Origin of the sequence: Pseudoalteromonas rubra, from assembly GCF_000967655.1 — a bacterium.
Taxonomy (GTDB): Bacteria; Pseudomonadota; Gammaproteobacteria; order Enterobacterales; family Alteromonadaceae; genus Pseudoalteromonas; species Pseudoalteromonas rubra_A.
In genome coordinates this window covers 50,288-67,760 of the sequence record NZ_JXYA01000019.1, presented here as the reverse complement: position 1 = coordinate 67,760, position 17,473 = coordinate 50,288, and the positions used below count along the sequence as shown (strand labels likewise).

Here is a 17,473-nt window from a genome sequence, read left to right as displayed (position 1 = left end):
CTTCATATTTTTAAAGAACAGAGCGACTTAATGTCGCTGCGCTGTTAGCGCTGAGGGTTGTGCATTCTAATCACTTCCCATTTTATGTCAACACTTAATTTTGAAAAGTTTCAGAATCAAGTTTTATTTGACTCCCAACTCGCTGGCTCATTGCTTTTCAGCGTTGTGCCCCGTGTCGGTGGATGCGCATTATAGGGAAATCGAAACTCAGCGCAACCCCTTTTTTGAAGAAAAGTGAGAAAAATGGCGCGTTCGAATGAAAATCATACCAAACAGTGCAAAAATGCATGTAAAACATGCAATATTGCGCTTTATGCGGGGCTGGAGATCTATAGAGCAAAGCTCTACACTGAACTCAGTACCAAGAATAGCGGTAACAGCAGGTAATAAAGGGATACTAAAATGACAAACAAATACAAAGGCAGAAGTTATAAAAGCAAAACCCCAAAATTAGCGGCCGGCGTGTATGTAGATGAGAGCGCCGTTTTGGTTGGCGATATAGAAGTAGAAGAAGACAGCAGTGTCTGGCCTTTAGTCGCAGCGCGAGGAGACGTGAACTTTATCAAGATTGGCAAACGTACCAATGTTCAGGATGGCAGCGTATTACACCTTACTCGCTCAAGTGCTTCAAACCCGGATGGTTACCCTCTGATCATTGGAGATGATGTGACCGTTGGCCACAAAGTGATGTTGCATGGCTGCCAGCTGGGCAATCGCATCCTGGTCGGCATGGGCGCAATTGTTATGGACAATGTCGTGGTAGAGGACGACGTGATCATAGGTGGTGGTGCTTTGGTGCCTCCTAATAAACGCCTGGAGTCGGGCTACCTGTATGTTGGCAGCCCGGTTAAGCAAGCTCGGCCACTTAACGAGCAGGAGATCGCCTTTTTAAAAACATCGGCGCAGAACTATGTCGAACTCAAAGATGACTACCTGTCAGAGCTGGACTAGTTCAATTTCCCCCTGGGCCGAGTACGCCTCTTCTTCAATTTGCTTCTCGGCCTGCATTTCGTAGTCAAACTGGTGTGCTTTAAAGTGTGCGAGCGCCTGCTCTTTTGACAGCGTGGTCTCAATCACACAAGAAACCAGCATGCCTGATGCCATAGCGGTGAATACCAAGCACTGGCGTGTATCATCGTAGTGAATATCATCATTGATCAGGATCTGCTGATTCATAGTCTGCCCTCTTTCATCGCACTCAGCACAGGGGCTATCTCTGGGGTTTGACCTCGCCATAGGGCAAACGCTTCAGCAGCCTGCCCCACCAGCATGCCCATACCATCCACACAGTGCGCTTTCGCATTATACTCAGTGACCCAAGCCAAAAAGGCTGTTTGCTGATCGCTATAAAACATGTCATACGCCAGTGCGCAGCTGCTGACATGCAGAGGGTCGACGTCTGGCACCTGCCCTGTGACACTCGATGACGTTGAGTTAATCACCAGATCATAGTGCTTATCAGGAATGTCATTTAGTGCAACGCCCTGCACCTCGCCATATTCAGCAAACAACTGGGCAAGTTGCTGTGCTTTTTCTGCGGTACGATTGGCAATCACTACACTCGCAGCCCCGGCTTGCAAAAGTGGATAAACACAGCCACGCGCAGCGCCTCCCGCGCCAATCAGCAGGACTGTGGCACCTGATAAGGTCTCGATATGGCGCAGTAAGTCAGCAACCAGCCCTGCACCATCGGTATTGTCGCCCAGTATTGAACCATCTGTTTGTGGCATCAAAGTATTGACTGCTCCAGCTAACCTGGCTCGCTCCGTCAACTGGCCAGCCAATTGATACGCGCGCTCTTTAAAGGGCAAAGTGACATTGGCACCCAGACCACCCTGGGCAAAAAATTCCATTACAGTCGATTCGAATTCAGACAATTCAGCCAGTATGGCTCGGTACTCAATGACCGAATTAAACTGACCAGCAAATTGCGTATGAATGACAGGAGATTTAGAATGCTTAATCGGGTTTCCAAAAACCGCGTATTTATCCATTGAACGGCCTAACGATATAGTGATGTTATATGAAGCAGTTAATTAAACGCATCTTTAATCAAGATGCAAGTGACAATCCATCCTCAGATGCAACCCATCAGGCTCCGACGCCCGAGAAAACACCTTATGAGATCATCGGTGGCGAAGCTGGCACCCGAGCGCTGGCCAACCGCTTCTATGACATTATGGAAAGTGACCCCTACGCTAAACCTTTATATGACATGCACCCGTTACCACTGGATCGCATCCGTCAGGTATTTTTCGAGTTTCTCTCCGGCTGGCTGGGCGGTCCGGACTTGTTTGCAGAACAATATGGTCACCCCAGGCTCAGAATGCGCCATATGCCATTTACGATAAATAAAGAGCTGCGCGACCAGTGGATGTACTGCATGGACAAAGCCCTCGATCAGGAAGTCGACAACCCTTTGTTACGAGAAGGATTGCGAAAATCGCTGGCTCAATTAGCCACACACATGATAAATCACGACTAAAGTATTAATTTTATATTAAATTAGCGCAATAATTTTTTGCGCTAAGTCAAACTGCCCTGGTTACTAAACACGCATAATAACGGCTCTGCTTTTTTAAGGTGCGATGCGTGTGAAATCCATTCAACATAAAATTTATGCGTTACTTGCCATTACCGGCGTACTGGTGCTGATCGCCAGTATATTAAGTAACTCCAGTCAGCAAAAACAACTGGCCGAAGAAACCGTCGAGACCAATATTCGTTTGTTGGCAGACAATTATTTCGATTCTATCAACACTATGATGCTCACCGGCACAATGGCCAATCGCGAGATCCTCAGCGATAAAATGCGTAATCACGATAACATTGAAGACGCACATATTATTCGTGGTGACAAAATCAATAAGCTGTATGGTACGGGCAACCCCAATCAGCAACCCACCAGCGAGGTCGAGCGGGCAGCATTACGGGGTCAGGAAACCCTGGTTATTGAACAGCGCGACGGCAAGCGTATCATGACCTACCTTAAGCCGATGGTCGCAAAGGAAGACTATAAAGGGACTAACTGTCTGGGTTGCCATCAGGCACAAGAAGGCGACGTGCTTGGTGCAGTGCGGATCAGTTACTCTCTTGAAGATATTGATGACACGGTCCACAGCAACACCTGGCTGAGCACTGGCTTACTGACGGGCATTTTTGCCACGACGTTTGTCATTCTGGGTATTCTTTTTCGCAAGCTCTTTATTGTGCGCCTGAAAACGCTGGGCCGTACGATGCGTCTGGCAACCCAGAACAAAGATCTGTCGCTACGTATCGACGATACCATAGATGATGAACTAGGTAGGCTGGCCATCAACTTTAATAAGATGATGGCATCATTTAAAGACAACATTGCTCAGGTGTCGGCCTCATCGCATGTGCTGATCCAGTCTGCCGAGCAGATCTACAATGCAGCGGATACGACCGAGCGGGCTATTCAGGAGCAAAAGCAAGGCACGGACTCAGTTGCTGCGGCTATCAATGAGCTGGAAAGCTCATCCAGTGAAGTGAAAAACACCACCCACTTTGCGTCTGAGAAATCTGACAGCAGTAACCACCTTGCCGAGCAAAGCATGGCTGTGGCAGAACGTACAGAGCAAAGCATTAATCAGCTGGCACGCGATGTGCGCCAGGCGGCAGAGCAGGTTAGCCAGCTTCAGACACAAACCCTGGAAGTGGGTAAAGTACTGGAAGTGATCAGCAGCATTGCCGAGCAAACAAACTTACTGGCACTGAATGCCGCCATCGAAGCGGCCCGCGCCGGTGAAGCAGGCCGCGGGTTTGCCGTGGTTGCCGACGAAGTACGCACCCTGGCCACCCGAACGCATGATTCAACCGACGAAATAAAACGCACCATAGACAAGCTGCAAAACGAAGCCGCGCAAACGGTTAGTGCAATGAGCGCATCTTGTGAGGAAGCGGATGATCGCGCCATGCAGGTCAAGCAGGTGGCACAGGCACTCAAGGATATTTCGAATCAGATGCATGAGATCAATGCACTGAATGTGCAAATTGCCGATGCAACGGAGCAGCAGAACCTGGCCGCCGAGGAGATCAATCAAAGTGTGGTGGCAATTCGAGACAACGCTGAGCAATCTCTGATTGATGCCCATGGCAGCAAACAGATCAGTGAAAATCTGCTCGACCTGGCCCGCTCTTTGGATGAGCAGGTGCGTAGTTTCCGATTGGAATAACATTACCCTGATACAAAAAAGGCGCCACCGGCGCCTTTTTTAATGTGTAATCAAGCTAGTCATCTAACGTAGACATCGCCAGCCAGTCTCTTGGGCGCAAAAAGTGCTTATACAATAATGCCTCAGGCGCGTCTTCGGCCGGCGTAAAGTCGTATTCCCAGCGTGCCAGCGGTGGCATCGACATCAGAATAGACTCTGTTCGTCCACCCGTTTGCAGACCAAACAAAGTACCACGGTCCCAGACCAGGTTAAACTCCACATATCGGCCGCGACGATATAACTGGAACTGGCGCTGTGCCTCGCTGAATGGCGTATCTTTACGCTTTTCCATGATGGGCACATATGCATCCAGGAAACCTTTGCCTACAGCTTGCATAAAGGCAAAGCTGGTATCGAAACCCCACTGGTTGAGATCGTCAAAGAACAAACCACCCACACCCCGGGTTTCTTTGCGATGCTTGAGATAGAAGTAATCGTCACACCATTTTTTATAGTCATCATAGACTTGCTCACCAAACGGCTCACATACCGCTTTGGCAACACCATGCCAGTGCTTGACATCTTCGAGCACCGGATAGAAAGGCGTGAGATCAAAGCCACCACCAAACCACCAGATAGGGTCTTCACCTTCTTTTTCGGCGATGAAGAAACGCACATTGGCGTGACTGGTAGGAATATGCGGGTTTTTGGGGTGAATCACCAAAGACACACCACAGGCATGGAAACTGCGCCCTGCCAGTTCAGGCCGGTGGGCTGTGGCAGAAGCTGGCATAGAGGCACCATACACATGGGAGAAGTTCACGCCCCCTTGCTCAATTACAGCACCGTCGCGCATGACACGCGTACGACCACCGCCGCCCTCTTCACGCTGCCATGCATCTTCAACAAATTTACCGCTGCCATCCGCCTGCTCCAGACCCTGACAGATTTCGTCCTGCAGGGCGAGCAAGAAGGCTTTAACGGATTCTAGGTTTACCTGACTCAACGTCATTAACTCCTTATGATCTTGCCACTTAAGGCATCACGGATCTGACTTGGACTGGTCTGCTTACCCAGCTCACCCGCCTGATAAAATGCCACCCGATCACCAAATGCCGCCTGAGCTTCTGCCAAGGTCTTAGCCGGCTCTTCGCCACTGAAGTTGGCGCTGGTAGACACAATCGGTTTGTCAAATGCCTGACACAATTCTTTCACGACAGGGTGATCGGTCACGCGAATTGCGATACTCGGGTTGCCACCCGTCACCCATTCTGGTGCGCTCGCTTTTACTGGTAACAGCCAAGTCACCGGACCAGGCCAGGATGAAAATATTTCTGCGCGTTTGTCCTGCGGGATTTTACTGTCATCGACGTACGGCAAGCACTGAGCAAAATTATCGGCAATTAGGATCAGCCCTTTTTCTACCGGGCGGTCTTTCAGTGCCAACAGCGCATGGACGGCTTGTTTGTTATCGGGATCACAGCCCAGACCAAAAATGGCTTCGGTCGGGTAACAGATCAGTCCCCCCTGTTGTAATGCTTCGACGGCATTTTGGGGTAACTGACGTTGCGTATCTTGTTCGCTCACTGAGGCTCCTCAATTGTATGCTGACAAACTTTCTGCGGGCATTGTAGCACAGCTTTTCCACCCCGGTGTTTTTGCACCATGACGGGCCAGCCACAGGCCTCACAAGGGTGTGCAACCGGCGGGTGATTCACACTGTACTTGCACTGTGGGTATGCATCGCAGGCATAAAAAAACTTGCCATACTTATTCTTGCGTTTGTGCAAGGTGCCTTTTTGGCACTTGGGACAGGACGGGCCCGGCGTTTCTTCGGGTTCATCATCGTGGGCAATATAGTGACACTGAGGATAGCCAGTACACCCGATAAACATGCCATAGCGACCATTACGTACAACCAGTGGCTCGCTACACAAAGGACAGGCGCTGTCTTCGAGCACCTTAATATCATGGTTATCATGATGCGCGATGGCGCGAATATAATCGCACGCGGGATAACTGGCACAGCCAAGGAAAGGGCCCGACTTACTGTGCTTGATCACCAGTTCAGAGCCACACTTGGGGCATACTTCGTACTCCCGCTCCAGGGCATGCTGGTCTGCATTAAACAACGAATGATCTATTTTACTCATAACAAGTCCCCGTCTACTTCACCCCAATGGCTGTGCGTTCGTAATAGTATCAAGGGAAAGTGATATAAGGAACAAAGAAGCGTCAGCCAGGCAACTCGCCTGACCTAACGAAGCTGTGCCCCTCAATGAAGGTAAGGGGGTTAATGCAGCGGACCTGTGGGTTCTTCGAAGATCAGGTCCTCCATCTGGGCATAGGCATGTTCTTTACCTGGAACATTGAATAGCACCATCAGGATCACCCATTTTAAATCGTCCAGGCAGATTGCCGGTTTATCCAGTGCACATAAGCGGTCAATGACCATTTCTCGGGTCGTGCAATCTATCACACCTATTTGCTCAACAAACATCAAAAAGCCCCGACATTCGATGTCCAGCATGGCACATTCTTGCTCAGTGTAGATCCGGATCGCGCTATCCGGGCGGGCGTTTAAATAAGGAATTTCATCAGACTGCTGTAAATCGGCCAATTGCTCCAGCCAGTCCAGTGCTTTGTAAATCTCGTCTTGATTGAAACCGGCCCCGACCAGTTCATCAGTGAGTTCGTTTTGTTCGACGAAGATATCCGCTTCGCTGTGAATATAGTTTTCGAATAAATACATTAGGATATCAAACATAATTAACCCCTCGCTAATTTGATGTAGCCGTCTAGTACGCGTTCTACTTTGTCTTCAAGCTCAAGGTCCAGTAGTCTGGCAAGCACCTTCTCTACTGGCCACTGGGTCCTCTGCGATAAGGTATCTACACTGGTTACCTCAAAGCCGAGATGCTGCAATACGGGGCAGTGCTCCTGTTTTTGGTCACTTTCTACTATATATAGACCGTTTTCGGAGAAAAATCTTACCTCTTCGAGAATATCCTCTATCCGCTCTGTCAATTTTGCACCGTCTTTGAGCAAATAATGGCACCCCTGAGACAAGGGGTTACGGATTGAACCTGGCACGGCAAACACCTCTTTGTTTTGCTCCAGGGCGTAACGTGCGGTGATCAATGAGCCACTTTTTATTTCGGCCTCGACCACCAGCACACCCAGCGAGAGGCCTGAAATAATCCGATTGCGACGTGGAAAGTGCTCGGCTTTAGGTTGGCTGCCCGGTAAAAATTCGCTCACCAGTAACCCCTGCTCGGCGACCTGCTGATATAAAGTATTGTGACGGCGCGGATAGACCACATCGACCCCGGTCCCCAGTACAGCCAGAGTGGCGCCCCCCTGGCTCAGTGCGCCCTGATGGGCTGCGCCATCCACGCCTCTGGCCAGCCCCGAAGTCACCGTCATGCCCGCACCACTGAGTGACCGGCCAAACTCCCTGGCAATCTCCAGCCCGGTGGCTGTTGCATTACGACTGCCCACGATGGCAATTTGTGGCTCAGATAATAAAGACAACCGGCCTTTGCAAAAGAGCATCAAAGGCGCGCTGCTGATCTGTTTTAATAATGGCGGGTAAGCGGCGTCAAAGTAGCCAACCAGCTGAATGTGCTGTGCGATGCATCGCTGGATCAGGGTATCGATAAAGTGCCAGTCTGGTGCTTGAAGGTAGTGGATTGCGTCCTGAGGCAGCCCCACTTCATGCAACCTGAGGGACGAAACAGTGAAAAGTTCGGCGGGCGTGATGTGCTGAATAGCCCGCTCCATTGTATTGCTGCCCAGCCCGGGACATATCCTCAGTGCCAGACTGTGCCGTAAATCCAGTGTTGCCATGCGCCCTCCCTGAGCAAAGTGCACTCCTGTGCTAAAACCATGAAATCATACTAAGGCAAGCTGCGGGATTAACGACTGCTGACAGAATCCCCCACTCTGACGGGCTGGCGTGTTTTGGTCACCATGGCATAACTGATGTTGTCATACACTTTGAACAACATGAGTTCGCCGACCTGTTCTTTTGGCATATGCCAGACGACGCTGTCTTCGTCGTTCTCTTCACCAAACCATTCGCTCACTTGCGTGATCACTTTGTCCAGGCTGCTGGCATCTTCGATATAACTCGGACCCGACTCCTTCTCAATCACTGTAGGAGACTGGCGATGGATTGCAAGTACATTCCCTTCATGCAGGTCATCTTTACGACCTAAGTCGATAACCACAACCGCCATGGTGCTGAACTCACGCAACTTATTGCTGCTCGCAATGATGTTGCCTGAAATGGCCTGCACCGGCTGGGTCATTTTGAAGTTAGCCGAATAACTTTGTCCGCTCGAGATAGGCATCAGCACGTCACTGGGCTTTACCTCACGACGAACCGATTCAATCTTCACTGTGCTCGGTTTACCGGCTTCAATATTACCGGTTCTGACCACCCGGCCGGTCCCGACCAGAATAGACTCATAGGCTAAAATCGCGCCGTTATCAGGATCGCGATAAGCGTCTCCCTTACGATAAATACCATAGTTACCACCACGAGGCAGATCCCCTTTGACATACAAAAGATGCCCTTCAATGTTCATTTTGTAATTGAAGTTTGAGCCCAGCACCATAGGCAACTGGTCAAAGTCTGACTCCCCCATCGCCTGTTCAAAGCGCATAAAGGGTTCCATCACCGCCAAAGGCAAAGTCGGAATAGCCTGGTTTTTATCACTGACAACACGGACCTGAGGGGAGAGTCGACGTACGCCCTTAGCCAGACTCAGCCGTGGATTCCCCTCGCTATCATAGTGCAGCGATAACACGTCCCCGGGATAAATCAGATGCGGATTGTTGATTTGTGGATTCCACTGCCACAATGCAGGCCACTTCCAGGGACTGTTCAGATACAGACTGGAAATATCCCAAAGGGTATCCCCTTTTTTAACGACATAACGCTCGGGCGCACTGGTTTTAACCGCCAGCGTTTGTGCTAGGGCAGGAAAAACAGCACTCGTTGCCAGCAAAAGGGCGGCAATATGAGATTTCATGCAGGCTTCCTTGAGTTATTTTTCGATATTATCCACCAAAACCTGTTAAAGGGGAACGTGAATGGCTAAAATAAGAGCATACATTACCCCATTTAATTCAAGTGTAAAAGGTATCTATGGCTAAGTTAGCAGTACTGAGTTTTCCAGATGAGCGTTTGCGTACGGTTGCAAAACCGGTCGCCGAAGTAAATGACGAGATCCGCCAGATTGTCGCGGACATGCTGGAAACCATGTATGAAGAAAATGGTATTGGCCTTGCCGCCACGCAGGTAGATATTCACCAGCGCATTGTGGTGATCGATGTATCAGAAGAGCGCAACGAGCCACGCGTATTGATCAACCCTGAAATCACGGCCAAAGATGGCTCAACCATCAGCGAAGAAGGCTGTTTGTCTGTGCCTTATTCCTACGCCAAAGTTGATCGCGCAGAAACCGTTACCGTTAAAGCACTTAACGAGCACGGCGAAAGCTACGAATTTGACGCTGATGGTTTGTTAGCTGTGTGCGTACAGCACGAACTCGACCACCTGCAGGGCAAGTTGTTCATCGATTACTTGTCGCCGCTGAAGCGTCAGCGGATCCGTAAAAAAATCGAAAAAGAAGCCAAACTGGCGGCACGCGCGTAAGCGTGTCGTTACCGACTATTAATTACTACCTAAACTGGGATCTTAAGTGAGCAAATCTCTGCGTATTGTCTTTGCGGGCACCCCGGATTTTGCTGCCAAGCACTTGGCAGCGCTGATCGCATCACACCATGACGTTGTCGCTGTATACAGCCAGCCCGACCGCCCTGCCGGCCGCGGTAAAAAACTCAAAGCCAGCGAAGTAAAAACCCTGGCACTGGAACATAACCTGCCGGTCTATCAGCCTCAGTCTCTCAAGTCTGACGATGCCCAGGCACAGCTTGCTGCGCTGGAAGCCGACGTGATGGTTGTGGTGGCTTATGGCCTGTTATTACCAAAAGCCATTTTAGATACGCCAAGACTTGGCTGTCTCAACGTACATGGTTCAATCTTGCCACGCTGGCGTGGTGCGGCGCCAATCCAGCGTGCTATCTGGGCTGGCGATAAAGAAACAGGCGTCACCATTATGCAAATGGATGAAGGCCTGGATACCGGCGACATGCTGCACATTGCAACCTGCCCAATTGACCAGGACGAAACCAGCGCCAGCCTGTATAACAAACTGGCCGAGCTGGGACCCGATGCATTAGTGGAGACTCTGGACAAACTGGCCGAAGACAAGCTCAGTGCCGAGCCGCAGGATGATGCGCAGGCAAACTACGCCAAAAAGCTTTCTAAAGAAGAAGCCAATATAGACTGGACAATGGATGCCGCACAAATTGAGCGTAACATCCGCGCCTTTAATCCCTGGCCGGTTTGCTACACCCAAATGCAGGGACAAACGGTTAAGGTTTGGCAGGCGACTGTGGTATCGCAGCAAGGCACGCCCGGTCAGGTACTCAGTGCCGACAAAGCCGGCATCACCATTGCTTGTGGTGAGCAAGCACTGACTATCACACAGCTTCAGCCTCAAGGTAAAAAGCCGATGTCGGCACAAGACTTTTTAAATGGTCGCAGCGACTGGGTAACCCCCGGTAGCCAGGTGGGTGCCTGATGGCCAATGTACGCGCGCTTGCCGCGCAAACCCTGTTTCAGGTTGTTGATAAAGGCCAGTCACTGACGACCCAATTGCCCTATGCCAGCCGTCAGTTACCATTAAAAGACCGAGCCCTGTTACAACAGATCTGTTATGGCGTTTTGCGCTATCTGCCAAGCCTGGAGCACTATTGTCAGCAACTGCTGGAGCAACCGCTTAAAGGTAAGAACCGGGTCTTTCAGTTTTTGTTGTATGTGGGTATTTATCAGCTGCAACACATGCGAGTGCCTTCTCATGCGGCCGTCGCCGAAACCGTTAATGCGGCCAATAAGCTTCAGGCCCCCGGTTTGAAGGGGCTGATAAACGCAGTATTACGTAACTTTCAGCGAGCTCAGGACACACTGGAAGCCAGCGCCGATGCTATCCCGGTATGCAAATACAATCATCCGGGCTGGTTTATCAAAAAGCTACAGGCGGCTTACCCAGAGCAATGGCAAGATATTTTGCACGACAACCAGCAGCAAGCACCTATGTGGTTACGCGTAAACCAACGCCAGTCGAGCACCGCAGACTATGCCGCGCGCCTCAATGCTGAACGCATTGCCCATACGCTGGACCCGGACTTTGCAGATGGCATTTTGCTAACCAAACCTGTGGATGTGCAGCAGTTACCAGACTTTGCTCAGGGTGCCAGCTCAGTGCAGGATGCCGCAGCGCAAATGGCAGCCCGGTTACTGGATCCACAGGATGGCGAGCATATTCTGGATGCCTGTGCCGCCCCCGGTGGCAAAACCTGCCATATTCTGGAACTGGCCGATGCCAATGTGATTGCCTTGGATGCCGATGGTGAGCGCCTCAAGCGCGTCGACGAAAACCTTAAGCGTCTGCACCTCAGCGCCCAGTGCCTTGAAGCGAATGCTGCAACACCGGATACCTGGTGGCAGGGCGAACAGTTTGATCGCATTTTATTAGATGTGCCCTGCTCGGCAACCGGCGTTATCCGTCGCCACCCGGACATCAAATGGTTGCGCCGTGCCACCGACATCGATGAGCTGGCAGCCTTACAGGCCAGCATTTTGGATGCCATCTGGCCACTGCTCAAGCCCGGCGGTACGTTAGTGTACGCAACCTGCTCTGTGCTGCCTCAGGAAAATTCCGAGCAAGTAACGGCGTTTTTAGCACGCACGGCGGATGCTCAGCTCACCCCGCTGCACGCACAAGACACGCCGGATAAACCCGGATTGCAATTGCTGCCAGGCCATACCGATGGCTTTTATTATGCACGGCTGACAAAACAATAATAGCGCTAAACTAGCTTATGAAAATCATCATCTTAGGCGCCGGACAAGTCGGCGGTACACTGGCCGAAAACCTGGTCGGCGAACAGAACGAAATCACTGTGGTCGACATTGACGGCGAACGACTGCGGGAATTGCAGGATAAATACGACCTGCAAGGCGTGACCGGGCACAGTGCACACCCGGATGTGCTCAGGCAAGCCGGTGCCGAAGATGCCGATATGGTCATTGCGGTGACCAGCTCGGACGAGGTCAATATGATCGCCTGTCAGGTGGCCTACAGTATTTTTAATACACCCACCAAAATTGCCCGGATCCGCTCTGAGCAATACCTGAAGTATCGGGAAAAGCTCTTTCATAACGACGACCTGCCGGTTGACCACTATATCGCTCCGGAGCAGCTGGTGACTCGTTATATTCGTCGCCTGATCGACTACCCCGGTGCGCTACAGGTACTGCAATTCGCCGATGGCATGCTCTCTTTGGTGGCGGTTAAAGCCTATTATGGTGGTATGCTGGTTGGCTACGCGTTGTCAGCACTGAAAGAGCACATTCCCAATGTCGACACCCGGGTGGCAGCTATTTATCGTCAGGGTAAAGCGATTAAGCCGCTTGGTACCACTGTCATAGAAGCAGATGATGAGGTTTTCTTCATCGCGGCAACCAAACATATTCGCGCGGTGATGAATGAGCTACAAAAGCTGGAACGTTCGTACCGTAAGATTATGATTGCCGGCGGTGGTAATATTGGTGCCGGTCTGGCTCGATCACTTGAGAAAAACCACAGTGTTAAACTGATCGAACGAAACCATGACAGGGCCGCTTCGCTGTCTGAAATGCTCGACAATACCGTGGTCTTTTGTGGTGACGCCTCTGATCAGGAGCTGTTATCTGAAGAGCACATTGAGCAGGTTGATGTGTTTATTGCGGTAACCAACGATGATGAAGCCAACATCATGGCCGCCATGCTGGCCAAACGTATGGGCGCGCAAAAGACCATGGTGCTGATCCAGCGGGGCGCTTATGTCGACCTGGTTCAGGGTGGCGAAATTGACATTGCTATTTCTCCGCAGCAAGCCACTATCTCTGCACTGCTCACACATGTAAGGCGCGGTGATATTGTGAACGTTTACTCATTGCGTAAAGGAGCAGCAGAAGCCATCGAAGCAGTTGCGCATGGTGATGAAAACACGTCTAAAGTGGTTGGCCGGGCCATCCGGGATATTAAGCTTCCTGCGGGCACCACCATAGGTGCCATTGTACGAGATGACGAAGTGTTAATTGCCCATGATGACACCATTATTCTTTCAGGCGATCATGTCATCATGTTCCTGATCGATAAAAAGCATATCGGCATTGTTGAAAAGCTCTTCCAGGTTAGCGCCCTGTTTGTGTAATTCGCACCAACTCAGGGCTGACCTTAGGCTGGCCCGTGTTATTCCTCGTCGGACAAAATAGACAAATCAATCAGGTAGTCTTTTAGTACCGCTTTTATGGTGGTATCCGGGCCCACCACCTGGATCCCCAAAGACACATTGCCCTCAGCACTTTCAATAATACGACATACCTTACCTTTGATGGCTGACGCATTGTCGTCTTTGCCTTCAATCAGTACCTCACAGTTTTCCGATTCCAGGTCGTCCGGCAGGTGCTCTTTTTGAATGTCGAACATCATGCCAGACAGTGAGATGTCTTTGATGATCCCAACTTCATTGTAATCAGGTAATTGTAAAATGGCCGGGATTAGGGCTGGCACGCGGGTTTGGGCACGCAGCTGATAGGTTTGTACTTCACGAGGGTAAAATAGAAAAATAAGCCGCGCGGGGTGATTACTAATGGCTTTAATGTTCTCTTTGAAGGCAATGATCTGACCATTGCTGTCTTCAGGCAGGGCCCGGACGATGATCTCCGTGCCTGTCTTCACATAATCTGCCGCCGCGCCGAGTCGCTTAGGGTTGGGATAGTTTAAAATAATATATTGATCTTCAAGCACCCCGATAAACTCTGTACGGACGCGTTTCCGGCTGGCCGGCATAACGATTTCGATATCGATCAAACTGCCCGCTGGGATTTGCGTTAAGTGCTTCCTGCTCCGTTGCGTTTTACGCTTCAACATCTTGTAACCCTGCTAACTACTCTGCAAATAGTGTAGCAGTAAAATCTAATTAATATAATGCCAAAACCCCATTAAAGGTACAGGGTTATTCTTATTGCAAATACCCTTTCAGCAAAATTGCAGCATCCCTGAGGGTCATCATGCGGCTTTGCACTTCCAGCGTACTCAACGCCAGATGTTGCTCGTAATGCTCAGTAAAGAACAACATAGGCTCACCATTGCGTTTGCTAATAAAGGTAATGCCCAGCATAGGTTCATGGTGACTGTGGGCCAGCCGACCCGTTTGCGCTTTCATTACCAGCGGCGGTAAACTGCGTGTCTGCCATAATGCGTTTTCTGAAATAATACCAATCATGCACTCGCCGACCTCAACCCCATCATAGCGCAGCAGTGATACACTATCGTGCGCAGACGGCAGGTGGTTATCGTACTGTAAGCTCCCGGCACCATTCATATACTGGTTAAGCTGAGCCACACATTCAGTTAAATCACCAGCGCCACCAGCCAGATTCACCTGGCTGACAATCCCTGCTGCTATTGCTTTGTGTTTATTTTGTTGTGACATGGCAAACATCCCGGCCACTCCTCATAATTTTATTTTCTGGCAACTCCCACTTTCCTGTGTGGGCAACTTAAAAGGTCGGGTATTAACCCTGACGATACAAATATGACACCATCGATAATGAAAAAATGCATTTTTTGCGTTTTTTGATATATTTTTTTAACCGAAATTAACCTAGAACAGTCTGAACACGCCCAAAATACGACATAAACACTTGATTTTTAACAGCTTAAACTTGTTAAAAAGTTGATTTCAAAGTTAAGTGACATAATTTAAATTTACAAATATACCTTTATCAGGTCAGCTTGTTTGAGTCGTAATCATCACAGGAGAGAGTTGGGAAAGGTACCTAAGCCATCCATGGCGGTATAGTGTGGCTCGGCCAGCTGCGATTAGATAAGTGCCTAAAGCCATCCGTGGTGGTGTATTCCGGCTCGACCGTCCAAGGCTCGGCGCCCCCGGTCTCGCGTTCGGCCAGCTGCGATATGCCACTGGCATATCGGTCTGACCTCACCCACGCCAGAATGTCGGGGTGAACAGAACCAGTAAGGTGAAGATCTCGAGGCGGCCGAAGACCATGGCGATGGTTAGGATCCATTTCGCAGAATCGGGAATGTCACCATAATGTGCGGCCACATCGCCGAGGCCCGGACCCAAATTATTCAGACAGGCCGCAGTGGCAGAGAAAGCCGTGATGTTATCCAGCCCGGTCCCCAGCAGTGCAATCATGATGATCACAAATACCAGTGCATAGGCTGAGAAAAAGCCCCATACCGCTTCGACGACTTTATCGGGCAACGCTTTACGGCCTAACTTAATTGAATAGATAGCACGCGGGTGAACCAGACGATTGAGCTCCCGGATCCCCTGCAGATAGAGTAAAAATACCCGCACGACTTTCATACCGCCGCCGGTGGAGCCCGCACAGCCCCCAATAAAGCTGGAAAAAATCAGCAGAATTGGCAGGAACAAAGGCCAAGCTGCAAAGCTGTCGGTGGCAAAGCCGGCGGTGGTGCTGATAGAGACCGCCTGAAACAAAGCGTGATCCAGGGTTTCATCCCCATTGCTGTACACCTGCTTGGATGACAGCACTGCAAAACACAGGACCACCAGCGCCAACTGAATAAACAAAAAGACTTTGAGCTCAGGATCTCTGAAATAGACTTTGATGTTCCGACCCGCCACGGCCGCATAATGCAAAGAGAAGTTAGCCGCTGCAATAAGCAGGAAGAACACACAAATGGCATTGATCATTGGGCTGTCGAAGTAGCCTATCGAGGCGTCATAGGTTGAGAACCCCCCAATGGCGATGGTCGCAAAGGCATGACAAATGGCATCAAACCAGCTCATGCCTGCCCAGGCATACGCCAGCGTACAGGCCAGTGTCAGCGTCACATAGATGTACCATAAATGCTTGGCGGTATCGGCAATGCGCGGCGTCATCTTGGAGTCCTTTACCGGCCCTGGCGTTTCAGCCCGGTACAGCTGCATGCCACCTACGCCGAGCATAGGCAGTACGGCAACGGCCAGTACAATGATCCCCATACCGCCGAGCCACTGTAGTTGCTGACGATAGAAAAGCACCGACTTAGGTAAATACTCGATACCTGTCAGTACCGTCGCGCCTGTGGTTGTCAGGCCGGAGAACGCTTCAAAGACTGCATCGGCAAAAGACAGGTTAGGCTCACTTAAGAAGATCAGCGGCACGGCCGCGAAGGCACCCAGTACCAGCCAGAACAAAACCACGATCAAGAAGCCCTCTCTGGCCTTCAGGTCGCCCTGCTCTTTGCGGTTCGGGTAGTAGGCCATCAGGCCAATCAGGACACTAAAGATAAATGCCAGAACAAACGGCACACCGCCGCCGTCCTTGTAGATCAAAGACACCAGAGCCGGAGGCACCATAGTCAGACTAAAGAGCGCAACGAGCTGTCCGAGTATCTTTATAATGGTACGAAATTGCATGGCGCGATTCGCGAGTTATTGTAATTACACCCGATTGTCTAATACATCACTCAGTTAGTAAACCGCGAAACACCGCTCAGGGTTGTTTGATCACCAACGAGACGGCACCGTGAGTGAGATCGTATACCGACGCCATAGCCGTTTTAGCTTCCCGGCTGTCTAGTTCAATTTCCCAGCGGATCGTCGCGCCGTACTGTTTATCTATATTCAGCACTGTGTACTGACTACTAAGGTGCTGCTCTATGTTCCCCTGCAGCGCGTAGTCCGACTCCCCCACCAGCGTACTTGCCGGGATCTTAATTTGCGTTGGCAGCACGGCCAGTGCATTGTTCAATGTCCCACCGTAAGCGCGAACCAGGCCGCCGGTGCCCAGCTTAATGCCACCAAAGTAACGGGTTGTGACCGCGGTGATCTCGCCCAGCCCGGAGCCAAGCAGAACGTTCAGCATCGGCTTACCTGCCGTCCCATTCGGTTCCCCGTCATCCGAAAAACCCAGGACATGGCTGCCGCCCGGCGCACCGGCGATATGGGCCCAGCAGTTGTGTCGCGCATCCGGATACTGCTCGTTAATAGAACGAATAAATGCCTTGGCATCAGCGAGTGTCGGGGTATGGGCGATATGCACAATAAAGGTGCTTTTTTTGATTTCTTCGTGATGGGAAATAGAACTGCTGGGAATGGCGTATTCAGACATGAGTATTCAACAAAAACACAGGGAGCAC

General features: G+C 50.6%; 19 protein-coding genes. 7 read left to right on the top strand and 12 right to left on the bottom strand.

The window, feature by feature from the left end; translation table 11 throughout:
• The first annotated feature begins 402 nt into the window (after positions 1-402).
• Positions 403-951, top strand: coding sequence for a gamma carbonic anhydrase family protein (locus tag TW77_RS09650; protein WP_046004773.1), 549 nt, complete (start codon positions 403-405; stop codon positions 949-951).
• Here the strand turns inward: TW77_RS09650 and TW77_RS09645 are convergent.
• Positions 937-1,176, bottom strand: coding sequence for a DUF1488 domain-containing protein (locus TW77_RS09645; RefSeq protein ID WP_046004772.1), 240 nt, complete (start codon positions 1,174-1,176; stop codon positions 937-939). The two genes, TW77_RS09650 and TW77_RS09645, sit on opposite strands and share 15 nt — an antisense overlap.
• A complete protein-coding gene (gene aroE, locus TW77_RS09640; RefSeq protein ID WP_046004771.1) occupies positions 1,173-1,994 on the bottom strand; it encodes a shikimate dehydrogenase in 822 nt (273 codons plus the stop codon). Before aroE ends, TW77_RS09645 begins: the two co-directional genes overlap by 4 nt.
• 29 nt (positions 1,995-2,023) lie before the next feature.
• Here aroE and TW77_RS09635 point away from each other — a divergent pair, with 29 nt between their 5' ends.
• Both TW77_RS09635 and TW77_RS09630 read left to right on the top strand, forming a co-directional pair.
• On the top strand, positions 2,024-2,485 hold the full coding sequence (locus TW77_RS09635) for a group II truncated hemoglobin (RefSeq protein ID WP_046004770.1): 462 nt from the start codon (positions 2,024-2,026) through the stop codon (positions 2,483-2,485).
• 103 nt (positions 2,486-2,588) lie between these two features.
• A complete protein-coding gene (locus TW77_RS09630; protein ID WP_046004769.1) occupies positions 2,589-4,196 on the top strand; it encodes a methyl-accepting chemotaxis protein in 1,608 nt (535 codons plus the stop codon).
• A gap of 55 nt (positions 4,197-4,251) precedes the next feature.
• On the opposite strand, the gene hemF is transcribed toward TW77_RS09630, so the two are convergent.
• The 6 genes from hemF to TW77_RS09600 form a co-directional block, all read right to left on the bottom strand.
• Positions 4,252-5,187: an oxygen-dependent coproporphyrinogen oxidase gene (gene hemF / locus TW77_RS09625; RefSeq protein ID WP_046004768.1), complete on the bottom strand. Its 936-nt coding sequence runs from the start codon at positions 5,185-5,187 to the stop codon at positions 4,252-4,254.
• A complete protein-coding gene (locus TW77_RS09620) occupies positions 5,187-5,762 on the bottom strand; it encodes a Sua5/YciO/YrdC/YwlC family protein (protein ID WP_046004767.1) in 576 nt (191 codons plus the stop codon). Before TW77_RS09620 ends, hemF begins: the two co-directional genes overlap by 1 nt.
• Positions 5,759-6,328, bottom strand: a complete 570-nt coding sequence (locus TW77_RS09615; protein WP_046004766.1) for a DNA topoisomerase family protein — start codon at positions 6,326-6,328, stop codon at positions 5,759-5,761. Before TW77_RS09615 ends, TW77_RS09620 begins: the two co-directional genes overlap by 4 nt.
• A 140-nt stretch (positions 6,329-6,468) precedes the next feature.
• Positions 6,469-6,942 carry a DUF494 family protein gene (locus TW77_RS09610; protein WP_046004765.1) on the bottom strand — a complete coding sequence of 158 codons (474 nt, stop codon included), beginning with the start codon at positions 6,940-6,942 and terminating at the stop codon, positions 6,469-6,471.
• A gap of 2 nt (positions 6,943-6,944) precedes the next feature.
• The gene (dprA, locus tag TW77_RS09605; protein WP_046004764.1) at positions 6,945-8,024 is read right to left on the bottom strand and encodes a DNA-processing protein DprA; all 1,080 of its coding nucleotides are present in this window, start codon (positions 8,022-8,024) and stop codon (positions 6,945-6,947) included.
• Positions 8,025-8,092: 68 nt separating this feature from the next.
• Positions 8,093-9,214: a LysM peptidoglycan-binding domain-containing protein gene (locus tag TW77_RS09600; protein WP_046004763.1), complete on the bottom strand. Its 1,122-nt coding sequence runs from the start codon at positions 9,212-9,214 to the stop codon at positions 8,093-8,095.
• Positions 9,215-9,330: 116 nt separating this feature from the next.
• On the opposite strand from TW77_RS09600, the gene def reads away from it, so the two are divergent.
• Genes def through trkA form a run of 4 tightly spaced genes read left to right on the top strand, consistent with a single transcriptional unit; the run spans position 9,331 to position 13,508 of the window.
• The gene (gene def / locus TW77_RS09595; protein ID WP_046004762.1) at positions 9,331-9,840 is read left to right on the top strand and encodes a peptide deformylase; all 510 of its coding nucleotides are present in this window, start codon (positions 9,331-9,333) and stop codon (positions 9,838-9,840) included.
• A 46-nt stretch (positions 9,841-9,886) separates the two neighbouring features.
• Complete coding sequence (gene fmt, locus TW77_RS09590) at positions 9,887-10,831, top strand: methionyl-tRNA formyltransferase (RefSeq protein WP_046004761.1); 945 nt, start codon at positions 9,887-9,889, stop codon at positions 10,829-10,831.
• Positions 10,831-12,114, top strand: a complete 1,284-nt coding sequence (rsmB, locus tag TW77_RS09585; RefSeq protein WP_046004760.1) for a 16S rRNA (cytosine(967)-C(5))-methyltransferase RsmB — start codon at positions 10,831-10,833, stop codon at positions 12,112-12,114. The genes fmt and rsmB overlap by 1 nt, the downstream gene beginning before the upstream one ends.
• 17 nt (positions 12,115-12,131) lie before the next feature.
• A complete protein-coding gene (trkA, locus tag TW77_RS09580) occupies positions 12,132-13,508 on the top strand; it encodes a Trk system potassium transporter TrkA (RefSeq protein WP_046004759.1) in 1,377 nt (458 codons plus the stop codon).
• Between the two features lie 38 nt (positions 13,509-13,546).
• On the opposite strand, the gene TW77_RS09575 is transcribed toward trkA, so the two are convergent.
• The 4 genes from TW77_RS09575 to TW77_RS09560 form a co-directional block, all read right to left on the bottom strand.
• Complete coding sequence (locus tag TW77_RS09575; protein WP_046004758.1) at positions 13,547-14,227, bottom strand: flagellar brake domain-containing protein; 681 nt, start codon at positions 14,225-14,227, stop codon at positions 13,547-13,549.
• Between the two features lie 91 nt (positions 14,228-14,318).
• Positions 14,319-14,792 carry a hypothetical protein gene (locus tag TW77_RS24230; protein WP_156158641.1) on the bottom strand — a complete coding sequence of 158 codons (474 nt, stop codon included), beginning with the start codon at positions 14,790-14,792 and terminating at the stop codon, positions 14,319-14,321.
• Positions 14,793-15,299: 507 nt separating this feature from the next.
• Positions 15,300-16,751 carry a TrkH family potassium uptake protein gene (locus TW77_RS09565; protein ID WP_046004757.1) on the bottom strand — a complete coding sequence of 484 codons (1,452 nt, stop codon included), beginning with the start codon at positions 16,749-16,751 and terminating at the stop codon, positions 15,300-15,302.
• Positions 16,752-16,827: 76 nt separating this feature from the next.
• Complete coding sequence (locus tag TW77_RS09560; protein ID WP_046004756.1) at positions 16,828-17,445, bottom strand: YigZ family protein; 618 nt, start codon at positions 17,443-17,445, stop codon at positions 16,828-16,830.
• Between the last annotated feature and the right edge of the window lie 28 nt (positions 17,446-17,473).

Excerpts from the sequence above, each read along its gene's own strand:
- TW77_RS09615 (WP_046004766.1), bottom strand. The coding sequence starts at position 6,328 with ATGAGTAAAATAGATCATTCGTTGTTTAATGCAGACCAGCATGCCCTG.
- aroE (WP_046004771.1), bottom strand. The coding sequence starts at position 1,994 with ATGGATAAATACGCGGTTTTTGGAAACCCGATTAAGCATTCTAAATCT.
- TW77_RS09565 (WP_046004757.1), bottom strand. The coding sequence starts at position 16,751 with ATGCAATTTCGTACCATTATAAAGATACTCGGACAGCTCGTTGCGCTC.
- TW77_RS09575 (WP_046004758.1), bottom strand. The coding sequence starts at position 14,227 with ATGTTGAAGCGTAAAACGCAACGGAGCAGGAAGCACTTAACGCAAATC.
- TW77_RS24230 (WP_156158641.1), bottom strand. The coding sequence starts at position 14,792 with ATGTCACAACAAAATAAACACAAAGCAATAGCAGCAGGGATTGTCAGC.
- dprA (WP_046004764.1), bottom strand. The coding sequence starts at position 8,024 with ATGGCAACACTGGATTTACGGCACAGTCTGGCACTGAGGATATGTCCC.
- TW77_RS09645 (WP_046004772.1), bottom strand. The coding sequence starts at position 1,176 with ATGAATCAGCAGATCCTGATCAATGATGATATTCACTACGATGATACA.
- TW77_RS09635 (WP_046004770.1), top strand. The coding sequence starts at position 2,024 with ATGAAGCAGTTAATTAAACGCATCTTTAATCAAGATGCAAGTGACAAT.
- trkA (WP_046004759.1), top strand. The coding sequence starts at position 12,132 with ATGAAAATCATCATCTTAGGCGCCGGACAAGTCGGCGGTACACTGGCC.
- TW77_RS09560 (WP_046004756.1), bottom strand. The coding sequence starts at position 17,445 with ATGTCTGAATACGCCATTCCCAGCAGTTCTATTTCCCATCACGAAGAA.
- TW77_RS09610 (WP_046004765.1), bottom strand. The coding sequence starts at position 6,942 with ATGTTTGATATCCTAATGTATTTATTCGAAAACTATATTCACAGCGAA.
- TW77_RS09630 (WP_046004769.1), top strand. The coding sequence starts at position 2,589 with ATGCGTGTGAAATCCATTCAACATAAAATTTATGCGTTACTTGCCATT.
- def (WP_046004762.1), top strand. The coding sequence starts at position 9,331 with ATGGCTAAGTTAGCAGTACTGAGTTTTCCAGATGAGCGTTTGCGTACG.
- hemF (WP_046004768.1), bottom strand. The coding sequence starts at position 5,187 with ATGACGTTGAGTCAGGTAAACCTAGAATCCGTTAAAGCCTTCTTGCTC.
- rsmB (WP_046004760.1), top strand. The coding sequence starts at position 10,831 with ATGGCCAATGTACGCGCGCTTGCCGCGCAAACCCTGTTTCAGGTTGTT.
- TW77_RS09650 (WP_046004773.1), top strand. The coding sequence starts at position 403 with ATGACAAACAAATACAAAGGCAGAAGTTATAAAAGCAAAACCCCAAAA.
- TW77_RS09600 (WP_046004763.1), bottom strand. The coding sequence starts at position 9,214 with ATGAAATCTCATATTGCCGCCCTTTTGCTGGCAACGAGTGCTGTTTTT.